Below are 12,150 nucleotides of genomic sequence, written 5' to 3'. Positions count from 1 at the left end.
ATAAAAAAAAGACCCAACTTTGGGTCTTTTTTTTATATCCTATAATTCCTAAAATTATATTATTTGCTTTCGCTGGCGTAGGTCTGCCAATCTTTTTCCTTGTGAATGTCCTCCCCAAAATATTTGGCAATCTTCAAAAATGGTTCAGGTTTCTGGTATCCAGGTACTGGGGATAGCATATTTGCCTGCTCATCTAAAAAAATAGTCGTAGGATAGCTCAATTTCCCTTGCATTAAGGCAGCGGCCAATTCGTGGTATCCACTTCTGCCAGAGGGAACATACTTAAACGTCTGTCCTTTATATTCTATGGGTTCTTTCCCTTCTCCATCCAGTTTTACCATATAATAGGTCTTAGACATATAGGCAGCTACTTGAGGGTTTTGAAAAGTGTCCTTATCCATCTTTTTGCACCATCCGCACCAGTCGGTGTAGACGTCCACAAAAATCTTCTTGGGGTTCTTATCGGTACCTGCCAATTCTATGGCTTCTTCCCAGCTTAACCATTCCACGGTCTGTGCCGTACTATTAAAAGACATCAACGCAAAACCTAAAGAGGTCAGTAGCGTGAATAGAGATTTTCTAACCATGGGGATTCTAAATTTTTGTGCTTGGTCGCATTAGCATTGAAAACCTAACGCTATTTGGACCGATTTATTTTGCAACCGCTTTTTCTTTTGCGGGGCTAAATAGATCTTTTGCGTCTATCTGGTTGCGTACCAAATCTTCAAACGTTTCCCTTTCCCTAATTAGGATAGCTTCGCCATTGTGCCAAAGCACTTCTGCTGGTCTGTAACGAGAATTGTAGTTGCTGGCCATGGTAAAACAATAGGCACCCGCATTTCTAAAGCAAAGTATATCACCTTCTGCAATTTCCTTAATTCTCTTATTGCTAGCAAAGGTATCGGTCTCACATATATAACCCACTACAGAATAATAACGTTCGCGTCCGTCCGGATTGGAGATATTCTCTATAAAGTGGGTAGCACCATAAAGCATGGGTCTTATTAAGTGGTTGAAGCCAGAATCTACACTGGCAAACACCGTAGAGGTGGTTTGTTTAACCACATTTACCTTGGCTAAGAAAACACCCGCCTCGCTCACCAAAAATTTTCCTGGCTCAAAGGCCAAGGTAAGCTCCTTACCATATTCCTTGCAGAAGGAATTAAAGCGATTCGTTAATTTGGTGCCCAACTCCTCAATATTGGTTTCTATATCCCCTTTCTTATAAGGTACTTTAAAACCGCTTCCAAAATCTATAAAATCTAGATTCTTAAAGTTTTTTGCGGTTTCAAACAAGATCTCAGAAGCGTATAAAAATACGTCTATATCCAATATATCGCTTCCTGTGTGCATGTGAATCCCATTCACGTTCATTTTGGTCAGCTCTACAATGCGTAGCAAATGCGGAATTTGGTGAATGCTGATCCCAAATTTAGAGTCGATATGCCCAACGGATATGTTAGAGTTGCCCCCGGCCATAACGTGTGGATTTATCCTAATACAAACGGGAATATTTGGGTGCTTACTACCGAACTGTTCTAAGATAGATAAATTGTCAATATTGATACGTACCCCTAGCTTAGCGGCTTCTTCAATCTCTTCTAAAGACACGCCGTTGGGCGTGTAAATAATGTCGTTGGGTTTAAACCCGGCCAACAAGCCTAGTTGTACCTCTTGTATAGATACGGTGTCTAGACCACTGCCCAAACTGTTCATTAACCTTAAAATGGTAATATTGGAAAGAGCCTTGGCCGCATAATTAAGTTGTAACTTCTTTACACCCTTAAATGCATTCGTCAATCGGTGGTATTGGGAAATAATTTTTTCCGAATCATAAACATACACCGGATCACCAAATGTTTTTGCTATCTTTAATAGATCAGTTCGTTGCATTTTATCTGAATTTTATACAAATCTATACTACTTATTGTTTGATAGCAAAAATAAAAAGGATTATTAGAAATATGTAACACAATGTTGTATTTGCAACAAAAAAAGAAGCTTGATTGCTTTCGTGGCTAGCTGTTGCTGATGTTAGGGTTTAAACTTATTAGACTATGTGGTTACCAATGTTTCCTTTACAGGCGGTATTTTTTCCAGGAGAAACGGTTCACCTACATATTTTTGAAGATCGTTATAAAGCGTTGATCGGGGATATTAGTATAGGTAGCGGGGTTTTTGGGGTGCCGGCCTATATAGATGGGAAGATTGCATTTGGGACCGAAATGCGGCTAGAGGGCATCAGTAAAACCTATCCCAATGGGGAAATGGATATTGTCTGCAAGGCTCAACGAGTTTTTAAGATCCTATCTTTTCAAAATAACATGGCCTCCAAGAAATATGCAGGGGGTGAAGTTTCTTATCTAGACTACCATAAAGATGGGGAGGTAGCACTTATTGGAGAGGTATTGCAGCTGGTGGTGAGCTTGTATCAATCTATGGGGGCTTCTGTATTGGTGCATGACACCCAGCAACTAGACCTCCATGTTTGGGTTCACAAAGTAGGATTGTCCCTTTCTCAGGAATATCTTTTATTGCAGATGGCGTATGAGAGTGAGCAGCTTCTTTTGCTAAAACACCATTTGCACAACATAATCCAAGTTTTGGAGCAGGTAGATAGGGCAAAGGAAATGATTGGGATGAACGGGCATTTTAAAAGTTTTGATCCGTTAGACTTCAAAAACTTTAAATTATAATTCGGACGCCAAAAAAATGCTGATGGGCTAGTGGCCATTTCTAAAAACCACCTCCTTTTATGGGGAGATGTAGCTTATTTCGTCCTGTGTGATAAGGTTTTAGCTTTCTATTTTATTTAATTAGGGTAAATCCATTGGGTTTCCTATTTTTGCAACGTAACAAATAGATACCTATAATTTATGAACCTTCACGAATATCAGGGAAAAGAGATTTTAGCAAGCTTTGGAGTGCGTATCCAACGCGGAGTAGTTGCACATAATGCTAAGGAGGCAGTAGAGGCCGCCAAGCAGTTAACGCAGGAGACAGGGACCGGATGGCATGTAATAAAGGCTCAGGTCCATGCTGGAGGTCGCGGTAAAGGTGGCGGTGTAAAACTGGCCAAGAACTTACGCGAGGTCGAGGAGATTGCAGGGAACATTATTGGAATGAACCTGATAACTCCACAAACTTCGGCCGAAGGAAAAAAGGTACATAAGGTTTTAGTGGCAGAAGATGTTTACTATCCAGGGGATAGTGAAACGAGTGAATTCTATATGTCCGTTTTGCTTAATAGAGGTACAGGAAGAAACATGGTAATGTATTCCACCGAAGGTGGGATGGATATAGAGGAAGTGGCAGAAAAGACTCCACACCTTATTTTTACGGAGGAAATTGATCCGGCAACCGGATTGCTTCCTTTCCAAGCTAGAAAGATAGCTTTCAACCTAGGGTTGTCTGGAACGGCATTTAAGGAAATGACCAAGTTTGTATCCAACTTGTACAAAGCGTATATAGAAAGTGATGCAAGTATGTTCGAGATTAACCCAGTGCTTAAAACGTCGGACGATAAGATCATGGCTGTGGATGCTAAGGTTTCTATAGATGACAATGCGTTATATAGAAGAAAGCAATATGCCGAAATGAGGGATCTTCGCGAGGAGAATCCAATCGAGGTAGAGGCAAGGGCTGTTGGACTTAACTACGTGGACTTGGACGGAAACGTGGGATGTATGGTGAACGGAGCCGGTTTGGCGATGGCTACCATGGACTTGATTAAAATGGCTGGTGGTGAGCCTGCCAACTTCTTGGACGTTGGTGGTACTGCAGATGCTAAAAGGGTTGAAGAAGCCTTTAGGATCATCCTTAAGGATCCGGCCGTTAAATGTATCCTTATTAATATTTTTGGAGGAATTGTACGTTGCGATAGAGTAGCGCAAGGAGTGGTAGATGCTTATAAGAATATGGGCGATGCCATTAAAGTTCCAATTATTGTTAGATTGCAAGGGACCAATGCCGAATTGGCGAAGGAAATCTTGGATAACTCTGGATTGGCCGTTCACGCTGCCGTTCAGTTCCAAGAGGCTGCCGATAAGGTGAAAGAGGTTTTGGCCTAAGGATATATTATTTTTGATAGTTAAAAGGCGGTTCCCGATGGGAGCTGCCTTTTTTTTTGTTTTCTGCTTCCAATGTTAAAAGCTTGTTAAAAATGGATATGAGCGTAACAATGTTTAAAGTTGCCCGTCTTTTAGGTGTATCTCATCAATACATTATTTATTAGTTCATCAATCTAAAAAACGAGCATCATGAAAAAACTAAATTTAATTCTTGTAGCTGTAATGCTATTTTCTGTAGGGAGTGTCTTTGCCAATAGTGGTTTGGAGGAGGAGTCTCCCAAGGGGTTAACCCAACAGATTAACGAGCTTTTAACCCGTAATGTGCCTCTAAGTCTAATGGAAGAGGACATGAGCGCTGTGGTTTACTTTACGGTGAATACCGAAAAAGAAATTGTAGTACTCTCAGTAATGACCAATGAAGAGGCGTTAGATGCCTATATAAAAAGTAGGCTGAATTACGAAAAGGTAAAATGCACCGAATTGGAGATTGGGGAAACCTATAAGATTCCCGTCGAGGTCAAGAGTTAATGCGGTAAGTTGTTAGAAAAAGTCCTGAATAACACTCAGGACTTTTTTTTGTTCTTGTATTTAACCGGGCTGATGTCCGGAGTAGGCTTCTTCTTGTACTTGCCCTTAAATGAAGCTGGCGCTGAGGCTTTTTGAGTTTTGGGCTTTGCCGATGTTGATTTTGCCGGTTTGGGTAAGCTAATTTCAGTGTCCTTGGGGTTGTCCTTGGTGCCCCTGTAGTGAATGACCAATCCGTTTAGAAAATTCCGCAGAATTTGATCGCCACATTCTACATAGTTGGGGTGGTCTTCCTTTCTGAAGAAAGCGCCCAGTTCGCTTTTGGATATTTTAAAATCTACCAGTTGTAAAATATCTACAATCTCGTCATTTCGAAGTTTTAGGGCTACCCGTAACTTTTTTAGAATATCGTTATTGGTCATACTATTATTTTTTGGCAAGATATTACAAAATTTAAACCCAATGACTATCTACTCCCTTTTTTACGGCGGCTAAATCGGTTTATATGGGGCATTTGAAATTTAAACCCCTTACCGGCCCTATTAAATTAATTGCTTGCGAGAGAGGGAGGTTTGCGTTAACGAAAAATAGGAGGTTAGGTAAGTTGTTTTATAAATGAAATATGGGGAGGGTAAGCCGTTTGATTCTGGAGTGGCTCATAGAACAAGGGTAGGTGGATTTGGAGGTGGGTTGGATCCTTTTTGCCAAGAAATAGCGGGTAATAACGCATAAAGATGACGAAATGACACCTTAAGCCGCGTCAAATCGGTCAAAACGTCATGAATTTAGTACTGGTATGCGTTTTGCATTTCACCTTATGAACAAAAGAAAGTTGAACAAAAAAAATTGATAATTATGAGTATAGTAAAAAGAAATAACATCGTTTTTCCGTCTTTAATGAATGAATTTTTAAGACAAGATTGGTTTGGCGGTATGGATAGTGTAAGAGATTCAATGCCAGCCGTAAACGTAAAAGAAACTGAAACTGGGTTTGAGTTAGAAATGGCCATTCCTGGTAGAAATAAAGAAGATTTCAATATTGAGATCGATAATGACGTACTTACTATTTCCTCGGAAGTGAAAACTGAAGACAGTAAGGAAGAGGATAATTACACCAGAAGGGAGTTCTCTTATAATTCCTTTAGGCGTGTGTTTAGCTTGCCCGAAAGTGTAAATCCGGACAAGATTGATGCTAAGTACGAAGACGGAATTTTAAAGTTTGAACTGCCTAAAAAGGAGGAGGCCATGCCGAAACCTAAAAGGGCAATTACCATCTCTTAAAGATAGGAAGAAGTCCCTGGCTACAGGGTAATTTTCATAGTTTGGTTGGTTAGTGAAGGAAGGCGCTTTATATTATTAAGGCGCCTTCCATTGTTATAGCAGCCTCAAGTTTTCCGTGAGATGCAATTAGGTTTTTGCAATAGAACTCAGAAGCGTTTTAATGCCTTAGTCGCGTTCGGCATCAATCATAGATTGCCTATACTCAATTCCCCATTTTGCCATTTCGTCTATTAAGGGCGACAGGGTTTTACCATACTTGGTGATAGAATATTCTACCGTGATGGGCTTGGTGTTCATGACGGTGCGACTCACCAACTGGTTCATTTCCAGGTCCTGGAGTTCCTTGGAGAGCATTTTGGTGCCAATGCCCTTCACCTCGCGTAGTAAATCCATGAAGCCTAACTTATCGCCCTCTATGAGGGTGCCCAGTATATGGAACTTCCACTTGCCAGATAAAATACTCATGGTGTCGCTAATGGCCTGCATTCTAACCTGACAAACCGGGGAGTTGTTTATGACTGCTTTCTTTCTCATAGTTTTTTTTGTGTTAAATATGAAGGTGCTACTACCAAGGGTAGTTCCCTATAGGAAACTACTTCCCAAAAGGAAATGCGTATCAAATATACAGCTTATTCCCCGTATCTTTGCCTGTGATTAAAAATGAAAAAGGAGTGTATCCAATGAGGAGGGAAATTCAACTGTAGTCACAAAGGGCCCTACTGACAAGAAAAGGAATACAATGTCGATTAAAAATATCAGTTAAAATCAATCCTTAAAATTATTAAACGAATCATCCATTAGGGTTTTACCGCTTTATTGGGAAAAATCAAAAGATATGAGTAACGAAACATCAAAAAATAATCCGCTTTTATGCGATATAGAAACGGGAATGTGTGAGGTAACGACTAATGAAGTTCAAGAGGCTTCCGATTCAACCCCTGCCGCTACCAATAAAAAAATTAAGTTGGTTTATTTTACCGATCCAATTTGTTCTTCTTGTTGGGGGATTGAGCCCCAATTGAGAAAACTGAAATTGGAATATGGAAATCAGCTAGAGATTGAATACAGAATGGGTGGCTTATTACCAAATTGGAGTTACAATAGTGGAGGTATCAGTAAGCCCTCCGATGTTGCTTCACACTGGGATGAGGTGAGTGTTTATTACGATATGCCCATAGATGGGGATCTGTGGTTAGAAGACCCCTTAAACTCGTCCTACCCACCTTCCATTGCTTTTAAGGCAGCGCAATTACAGGATGAAGAGAAGGCCGTGCTATTTATGAGGGAGATGAGGGAAATGATGTTCCTAAAGAAAAAGAATCTTGCTAAATGGGAGCACATGGCTACTGCCGCAACTAGCGTAGGACTGGATGTGACCCAATTAAAAGTCGATTTTGAAGGCAAGGCCAAATCCTTGTTTGAAGAGGATTTAAAAGTGGCAAGGGATTATGGGGTAAGAGGATTCCCTACTATCTACTTTTTGGATGATGCTGGAAATAAAGAATTGGTATATGGATCAAAACCCTACGCCCTTTACGAAGCGGCCATTCTTAAACTGAATCCGAATATTTCAAAAAGTGAATACAGTAAAAACTGGGAAACACTATTCTCTAAATATCCCACACTAACAGCAAAAGAGTATTCCGTGCTATCCGGTGCGCCAAGAATAGAAAGTGAGGAAATGTTGAATGCGCTTTCAGATAGTGGAAAGTTAGATAAATGGAACACAAAAAACGGGGCCATCTGGATTTTACAATAATATGTACTATCCACCATCAACCTATAAATTTTAAATAAATCACCAATGATCAAAAAAATCTTTAATCCCGGGGAGACCTCCAATACGATAAGTTATGCAATATTATTGCTCCGTCTGGCCGCAGGGGTGTTCATGTTGACCCATGGTATGGGGAAATTATCCGCCTTATTTGGTAGTGACCCCATTCAGTTTCCAGATCCCATTGGGTTAGGAGCAACGGTGTCCCTAGCGCTTACCGTTTTTTCCGAAGTGTTCTGTTCCTTGCTCCTAATTCTGGGCTTGGGAACTCGCTTTGCCACCCTACCATTACTCATCACTATGTTAGTAGCTGCGTTTATAGTCCATGCCACTGATGGATTTGGGAGGCAGGAACTGCCCCTCTTCTACGCAACGGTTTATGTGGTTATAGGCCTATTAGGTGCCGGTAAAATTTCACTGGATAATTTGGTGTACGCTAAAATTAAAGAGGAGTAGGGCACTACTAATTTTTACTAGCTTTTATCGCTGAAGCTATTGATTAATAGGGGAACAAAGTATTAAAGAGGGGCTGCAGCCCCTCTTTATATTCCGTATCTGTACTTAATTACAGAACAGAATTGTTAAGTTTAAGACGCTCGACTAGCTGTTTAGAGCGGTGCCTTGCATAGTTTGGAAAGCGCTTCGTTTATTTCGAACACCCCTCCTTTAATATCAGAATACCCAAATTTCTTTAAGCGTTCGGTGTGCATTTTTAGATAGTTCTCGGCATTTTCTCGAGTGTCGAACATATAGACGCCTCCTGCCATATTTTCTTTTTGATTTTCGGTCCAGAATTTCCAAACAAAACCGGGTTCCTTGGTAATACTTTGGGCAAGATCGTTCATTTGAATTGCCATTTCTTTTCCCCACACTTCCTTATGTGGAAAATCTACATACATGATGACGGCCATAATCGTACATTTTTTAATTAGTTGACAAAGTTCCAGAAGGGGAAGAACAAACAAGCTATAGCTTTCCTCCAAGAAACCAATTTCCTGCAGGAAACCATAAGATACGAATAAATGAGGTCTAGGGAAAGATAAAAGTTAGTTGTGGTAGGATTGGTATTGTTTTGCAGTCAGCTCTAGAAAGGGCAGATGTATTTTGTGTTTTTAATTTTGAATTAAAGGAAGCGGTGTTTAGAAATTATTAACGGGAAAAATAAGCCGCATTTTAGGTCTTAACTTAAAAGGATTATATTAGATTTTTACAATAAACTCCTACAAGATAGAATAATAACATTCTTGGTAGACTAATGAGGTGATTGTGTATAATTAGAGCAAATTAAGGATAAATGGAACTACCTAAATATCATGAAACTTTCGTGCCGATATTAGAAATTTTAAATTATGAAGAATCCATTAAAAGTAGAGAGTTGTCAATTCGTGTACGTGACAAATATTATTCGGATTTATCAGACAAACTGTTAAACAAAAAAACCAGTTCAGGATCCAATGTATTACTAGATAGGATTTCATGGGGAAAATCATACCTCAAAATGGGGAAGTTTGTTTCATATCCGAAAAGGGGACTGGTCCAAATTACGGAGAAGGGTAAGCAAATTTTGGAGACAGGTAGTTTGTCGCTAAGGCAACTTCAAAATGATAAGGATTTTGTTAAGCATAGAAAATCTGTACAAAGTAAAAAAGACGAAGAAGTTGAATTTGATTCAGTAAATGTAGACAATGCATCGCCTCAAGATCTAATAGATTCTGGGTTCTCTACAATTGAAACTGAGGTTAAAACTGAGCTATTAGAAAAACTGAAAGAAATTGATCCTTATTACTTTGAAAAAGTAATTCTTATTCTTTTAAAAAGAATGGGTTATGGAGATTTTATTGAAACATCAAAGTCTGGTGATGGAGGTATTGATGGTATTATAAATAAAGACAAACTCGGACTCGAAAAAATTTATACTCAAGCGAAGCGATATAATGAAAACAAAGTGCGTGAAAAAGATATTCGTAATTTCATAGGGGCAATGAGTGGGGATACGAGTAAAGGAGTTTTTATAACAACTTCAACCTTTGACAATTCTGCCATTCAGAAAGCAAGAGAAGCCCATCATACTATAATTCTAATTGACGGACCTAAATTAGTAGACCTAATGCATCAATACAATGTCGGGGTGCAAGTGAAAACAGTATATGAGGTAAAAGAATTGGATAATGATTTTTTTGAGGGAGAATAAATGATTTCCACGAAAAGCTACAACTGTTGGTCTATAGGTTCTTTGCACTTGTTTTTATTGATTTTTAAACTGTCCTAAATATTTGAATAGTAGTTTATTGGTTTGGATTTAAACGGGTTTAAAAAACCGCATTTTTTTAGTAACTTTAAGTATTGTGGGAATTAAGTTCCTTCAAATGTAATAGCGGCGATGAACAGTTGGTAGTCAGATATGGATATGCCAAGCCCAAAAGGAAGTTAACCCACCAAGTCCTTGTGGTGTAGTGTTACTGTTTGTTATACTCAAAGGGGTGTTTTTTTTTGAGTAGCACTTTAGGCAGCATACTGGTCTAGAATCTTTAAATTCAATAATATGAACAGCATTGATAATTCTTCGGTGGTTTTGGTAGCCGGGGCTACTGGTTTCTTGGGCAGTGAGGTCTGCCGTCAATTAATCGCTGGGAATTGGAAGGTGAAAGGCTTGATTCGCAATACCTCGGATTCTAATAAGGTAGCACACTTAGAGAAAATGGGGGTGGTAACAGTAAAGGGCGATCTAAAGGATAGGGATTCCTTAGATAGTGCTTTACAAGGGGTTAATGCCGTCATTTCTACGGTTTCCTCCACGCATTCCAGAAAAGAAGGGGATACCATTAAAACTGTGGATGAGGACGGACAAATAAACCTTATTAAGGCAGCCGCTGATGTGAGTGTTGAACGGTTTATCTATGTTTCTTTTAGCGAAATGCCAGGGCAATTTCCATTGCAAAATGCCAAGCGAAGGGTGGAAAGGCAGCTAGAAAATAGTGGTCTAAATTATACTATTTTACAACCCACCTATTTTATGGAGGTATGGTTAAGTCCGCTGGTGGGTTTTGATGCGGCCAATGCCAAAGCCACCATATTTGGGGAAGGCAAGAAAAAGATTTCCTGGATTTCTTTAAAGGATGTCGCCTCTTTTGCAGTAGCAGCCCTAGATAATGCAGCCGCGCATAATAAGTCAATTTTGCTTGGAGGTCCTAAGGCATTGAGTCCGCTAGAGGTGGTAACCATATTTGAGGAAACTAAAAAAAAGAAGTTTGAGCTTCAATTTGTGCCGGAAGAAGCCCTTAGAGCACAAAAGGAGGGGGCCCAAGACCCCTTGGCCGAATCTATTGCAGCCTTAACCTTGGGCGTGGTGAGCGGAAGCGAAATTGATATGAAAACCACCCTAGATAAATTTAAGCTGCAACTATGCTCGGTAAAGGAATTTGCGACCAGGGATGGGGGAGTTAAGGGGTGAGTAACTAGCTCCAAGCCATATTCGAGCATTAAATTTTAGGGAAGTCCGCCATGTTTCATCGGTAAACAAAGTATCTTTACTTTTAGGGAAATAGCAGCCAACGAATTATAATTTAAAATAGATACACATGAAACTTATATCTAAAGCATTCATTCAAATTCAGAAGCCGGTAGAAGAAGTGTTTGAGAGTATTGTGAACCCAGCACAAATGACCCAATACTTCATCTCCGAAAGTAGTGGTCGCTTAGATTCTGAAGAGGAAATAGTTTGGAAGTTCCCCGAGTTCGATGAGACCTTTCCCCTAAGTGATATCGAGGTAAAACCCAATAGTTCTGTATCCTTTGTCTGGGATCCAGCTACTGTGGTGAAAATTGTGTTGGAGCCGCAACCAGACCATAGCACGGTGGTTCGTGTGTCCGAGAACGGAAAGGAGCTTAACGAAAAGAACATGGAATGGCTCATAGATAATACGGGAGGTTGGGCAAATTTTCTTGCCTGTATGAAAGCCTATTTGGAGTATGGTATATCCCTCCGTAAGGGAGCCTATGATTTTTTGAAAAATTAGTTACATAAAACATTAAATATTATAGTAAATGAAAGTTACCCCAGAACACAATGAGCGTATTGCAAAAATGACTTTTGCCTCGGTTTACCCACATTATGTAACCAAAGTGGAGAAAAAAGATAGGACTAAGGAAGAATTACATCAGGTAATTACCTGGCTCACCGGTTATGATGAGGCTAAAATCCAGGAAGCAATCGACGGGAAACTCAATTTTAAAGAATTTTTTGATAAGGCAGCGCTAAACCCCAACGCCCATCTTATTAAAGGGGTGATCTGTGGGTATCGTATCGAGGAAATCGATAATTCACTAACAAAACAGGTGCGCTATTTGGATAAGTTGGTAGATGAACTGGCCAGAGGACGGAAAATGGAAAAAATTCTACGAACGGAGACCGCATAAATGCAATCATAAAACGTAGGTAGCAGGGAGCCGCAAAAGAATCGACCTGATTTTTTTTGCGGCTCCACGCTTTTCCCTCCA

The 12,150-nt window shown here is 39.8% G+C and carries 15 protein-coding genes; 10 read left to right on the top strand and 5 right to left on the bottom strand.

The genetic code is table 11. From position 1 onward, the window contains the following. Window positions 1-59 precede the first annotated feature (59 nt). Both F1E73_RS00915 and lysA read right to left on the bottom strand, forming a co-directional pair. Entirely contained in the window at window positions 60-587 is a 528-nt protein-coding gene (locus F1E73_RS00915) for a thioredoxin family protein (protein ID WP_150450860.1), read from the bottom strand. Between the two features lie 64 nt (window positions 588-651). Next, window positions 652-1,893: a diaminopimelate decarboxylase gene (gene lysA / locus F1E73_RS00910; RefSeq protein ID WP_086477151.1), complete on the bottom strand. Its 1,242-nt coding sequence runs from the start codon at window positions 1,891-1,893 to the stop codon at window positions 652-654. 164 nt (window positions 1,894-2,057) lie between these two features. On the opposite strand from lysA, the gene F1E73_RS00905 reads away from it, so the two are divergent. The 3 genes from F1E73_RS00905 to F1E73_RS00895 all read left to right on the top strand — a co-directional run bounded on the left by F1E73_RS00905 (window position 2,058) and on the right by F1E73_RS00895 (window position 4,598). Beyond that, window positions 2,058-2,696: an LON peptidase substrate-binding domain-containing protein gene (locus tag F1E73_RS00905; RefSeq protein WP_150450859.1), complete on the top strand. Its 639-nt coding sequence runs from the start codon at window positions 2,058-2,060 to the stop codon at window positions 2,694-2,696. A gap of 180 nt (window positions 2,697-2,876) precedes the next feature. Beyond that, window positions 2,877-4,070: an ADP-forming succinate--CoA ligase subunit beta gene (gene sucC / locus F1E73_RS00900; protein ID WP_086477153.1), complete on the top strand. Its 1,194-nt coding sequence runs from the start codon at window positions 2,877-2,879 to the stop codon at window positions 4,068-4,070. Window positions 4,071-4,259: 189 nt separating this feature from the next. Continuing rightward, entirely contained in the window at window positions 4,260-4,598 is a 339-nt protein-coding gene (locus tag F1E73_RS00895; RefSeq protein WP_086477154.1) for a hypothetical protein, read from the top strand. A gap of 35 nt (window positions 4,599-4,633) precedes the next feature. On the opposite strand, the gene F1E73_RS00890 is transcribed toward F1E73_RS00895, so the two are convergent. After that, on the bottom strand, window positions 4,634-5,017 hold the full coding sequence (locus F1E73_RS00890) for a DUF1456 family protein (protein WP_086477155.1): 384 nt from the start codon (window positions 5,015-5,017) through the stop codon (window positions 4,634-4,636). Window positions 5,018-5,450: 433 nt separating this feature from the next. Here F1E73_RS00890 and F1E73_RS00885 point away from each other — a divergent pair, with 433 nt between their 5' ends. Beyond that, a complete protein-coding gene (locus tag F1E73_RS00885; protein ID WP_150450858.1) occupies window positions 5,451-5,876 on the top strand; it encodes an Hsp20/alpha crystallin family protein in 426 nt (141 codons plus the stop codon). A gap of 165 nt (window positions 5,877-6,041) precedes the next feature. Here the strand turns inward: F1E73_RS00885 and F1E73_RS00880 are convergent, their stop codons facing one another. Beyond that, window positions 6,042-6,410, bottom strand: a complete 369-nt coding sequence (locus F1E73_RS00880) for a winged helix-turn-helix transcriptional regulator (RefSeq protein ID WP_086477157.1) — start codon at window positions 6,408-6,410, stop codon at window positions 6,042-6,044. Window positions 6,411-6,711: 301 nt separating this feature from the next. On the opposite strand from F1E73_RS00880, the gene F1E73_RS00875 reads away from it, so the two are divergent. Further along, a complete protein-coding gene (locus F1E73_RS00875) occupies window positions 6,712-7,635 on the top strand; it encodes a ClpXP adapter SpxH family protein (protein ID WP_086477158.1) in 924 nt (307 codons plus the stop codon). 45 nt (window positions 7,636-7,680) lie between these two features. Beyond that, the gene (locus F1E73_RS00870; RefSeq protein WP_086477159.1) at window positions 7,681-8,109 is read left to right on the top strand and encodes a DoxX family protein; all 429 of its coding nucleotides are present in this window, start codon (window positions 7,681-7,683) and stop codon (window positions 8,107-8,109) included. Window positions 8,110-8,261: 152 nt separating this feature from the next. Here the strand turns inward: F1E73_RS00870 and F1E73_RS00865 are convergent, their stop codons facing one another. After that, on the bottom strand, window positions 8,262-8,564 hold the full coding sequence (locus F1E73_RS00865) for a monooxygenase (protein ID WP_086477160.1): 303 nt from the start codon (window positions 8,562-8,564) through the stop codon (window positions 8,262-8,264). Between the two features lie 383 nt (window positions 8,565-8,947). Between F1E73_RS00865 and F1E73_RS00860 the strand changes: the two genes are divergently transcribed. The 4 genes from F1E73_RS00860 (at window position 8,948) to F1E73_RS00845 (ending at window position 12,069) form a co-directional block, all read left to right on the top strand. Next, the gene (locus F1E73_RS00860; protein ID WP_150450857.1) at window positions 8,948-9,844 is read left to right on the top strand and encodes a restriction endonuclease; all 897 of its coding nucleotides are present in this window, start codon (window positions 8,948-8,950) and stop codon (window positions 9,842-9,844) included. Between the two features lie 351 nt (window positions 9,845-10,195). Further along, entirely contained in the window at window positions 10,196-11,104 is a 909-nt protein-coding gene (locus tag F1E73_RS00855; protein WP_223883322.1) for an SDR family oxidoreductase, read from the top strand. A gap of 127 nt (window positions 11,105-11,231) precedes the next feature. Further along, window positions 11,232-11,669 carry an SRPBCC domain-containing protein gene (locus tag F1E73_RS00850; RefSeq protein ID WP_086477162.1) on the top strand — a complete coding sequence of 146 codons (438 nt, stop codon included), beginning with the start codon at window positions 11,232-11,234 and terminating at the stop codon, window positions 11,667-11,669. 28 nt (window positions 11,670-11,697) lie between these two features. After that, entirely contained in the window at window positions 11,698-12,069 is a 372-nt protein-coding gene (locus F1E73_RS00845) for a DUF2200 domain-containing protein (RefSeq protein WP_086477163.1), read from the top strand. The last annotated feature ends 81 nt before the right edge of the window (window positions 12,070-12,150 follow it).

The sequence above is a fragment of the Arenibacter lacus genome (assembly GCF_008711145.1).
In the GTDB taxonomy this organism is placed as follows: domain Bacteria; phylum Bacteroidota; class Bacteroidia; order Flavobacteriales; family Flavobacteriaceae; genus Arenibacter; species Arenibacter amylolyticus.
The sequence above is the reverse complement of the archived record's forward strand: the minus strand, read 5'-3'. Positions and strand labels throughout refer to the sequence as shown.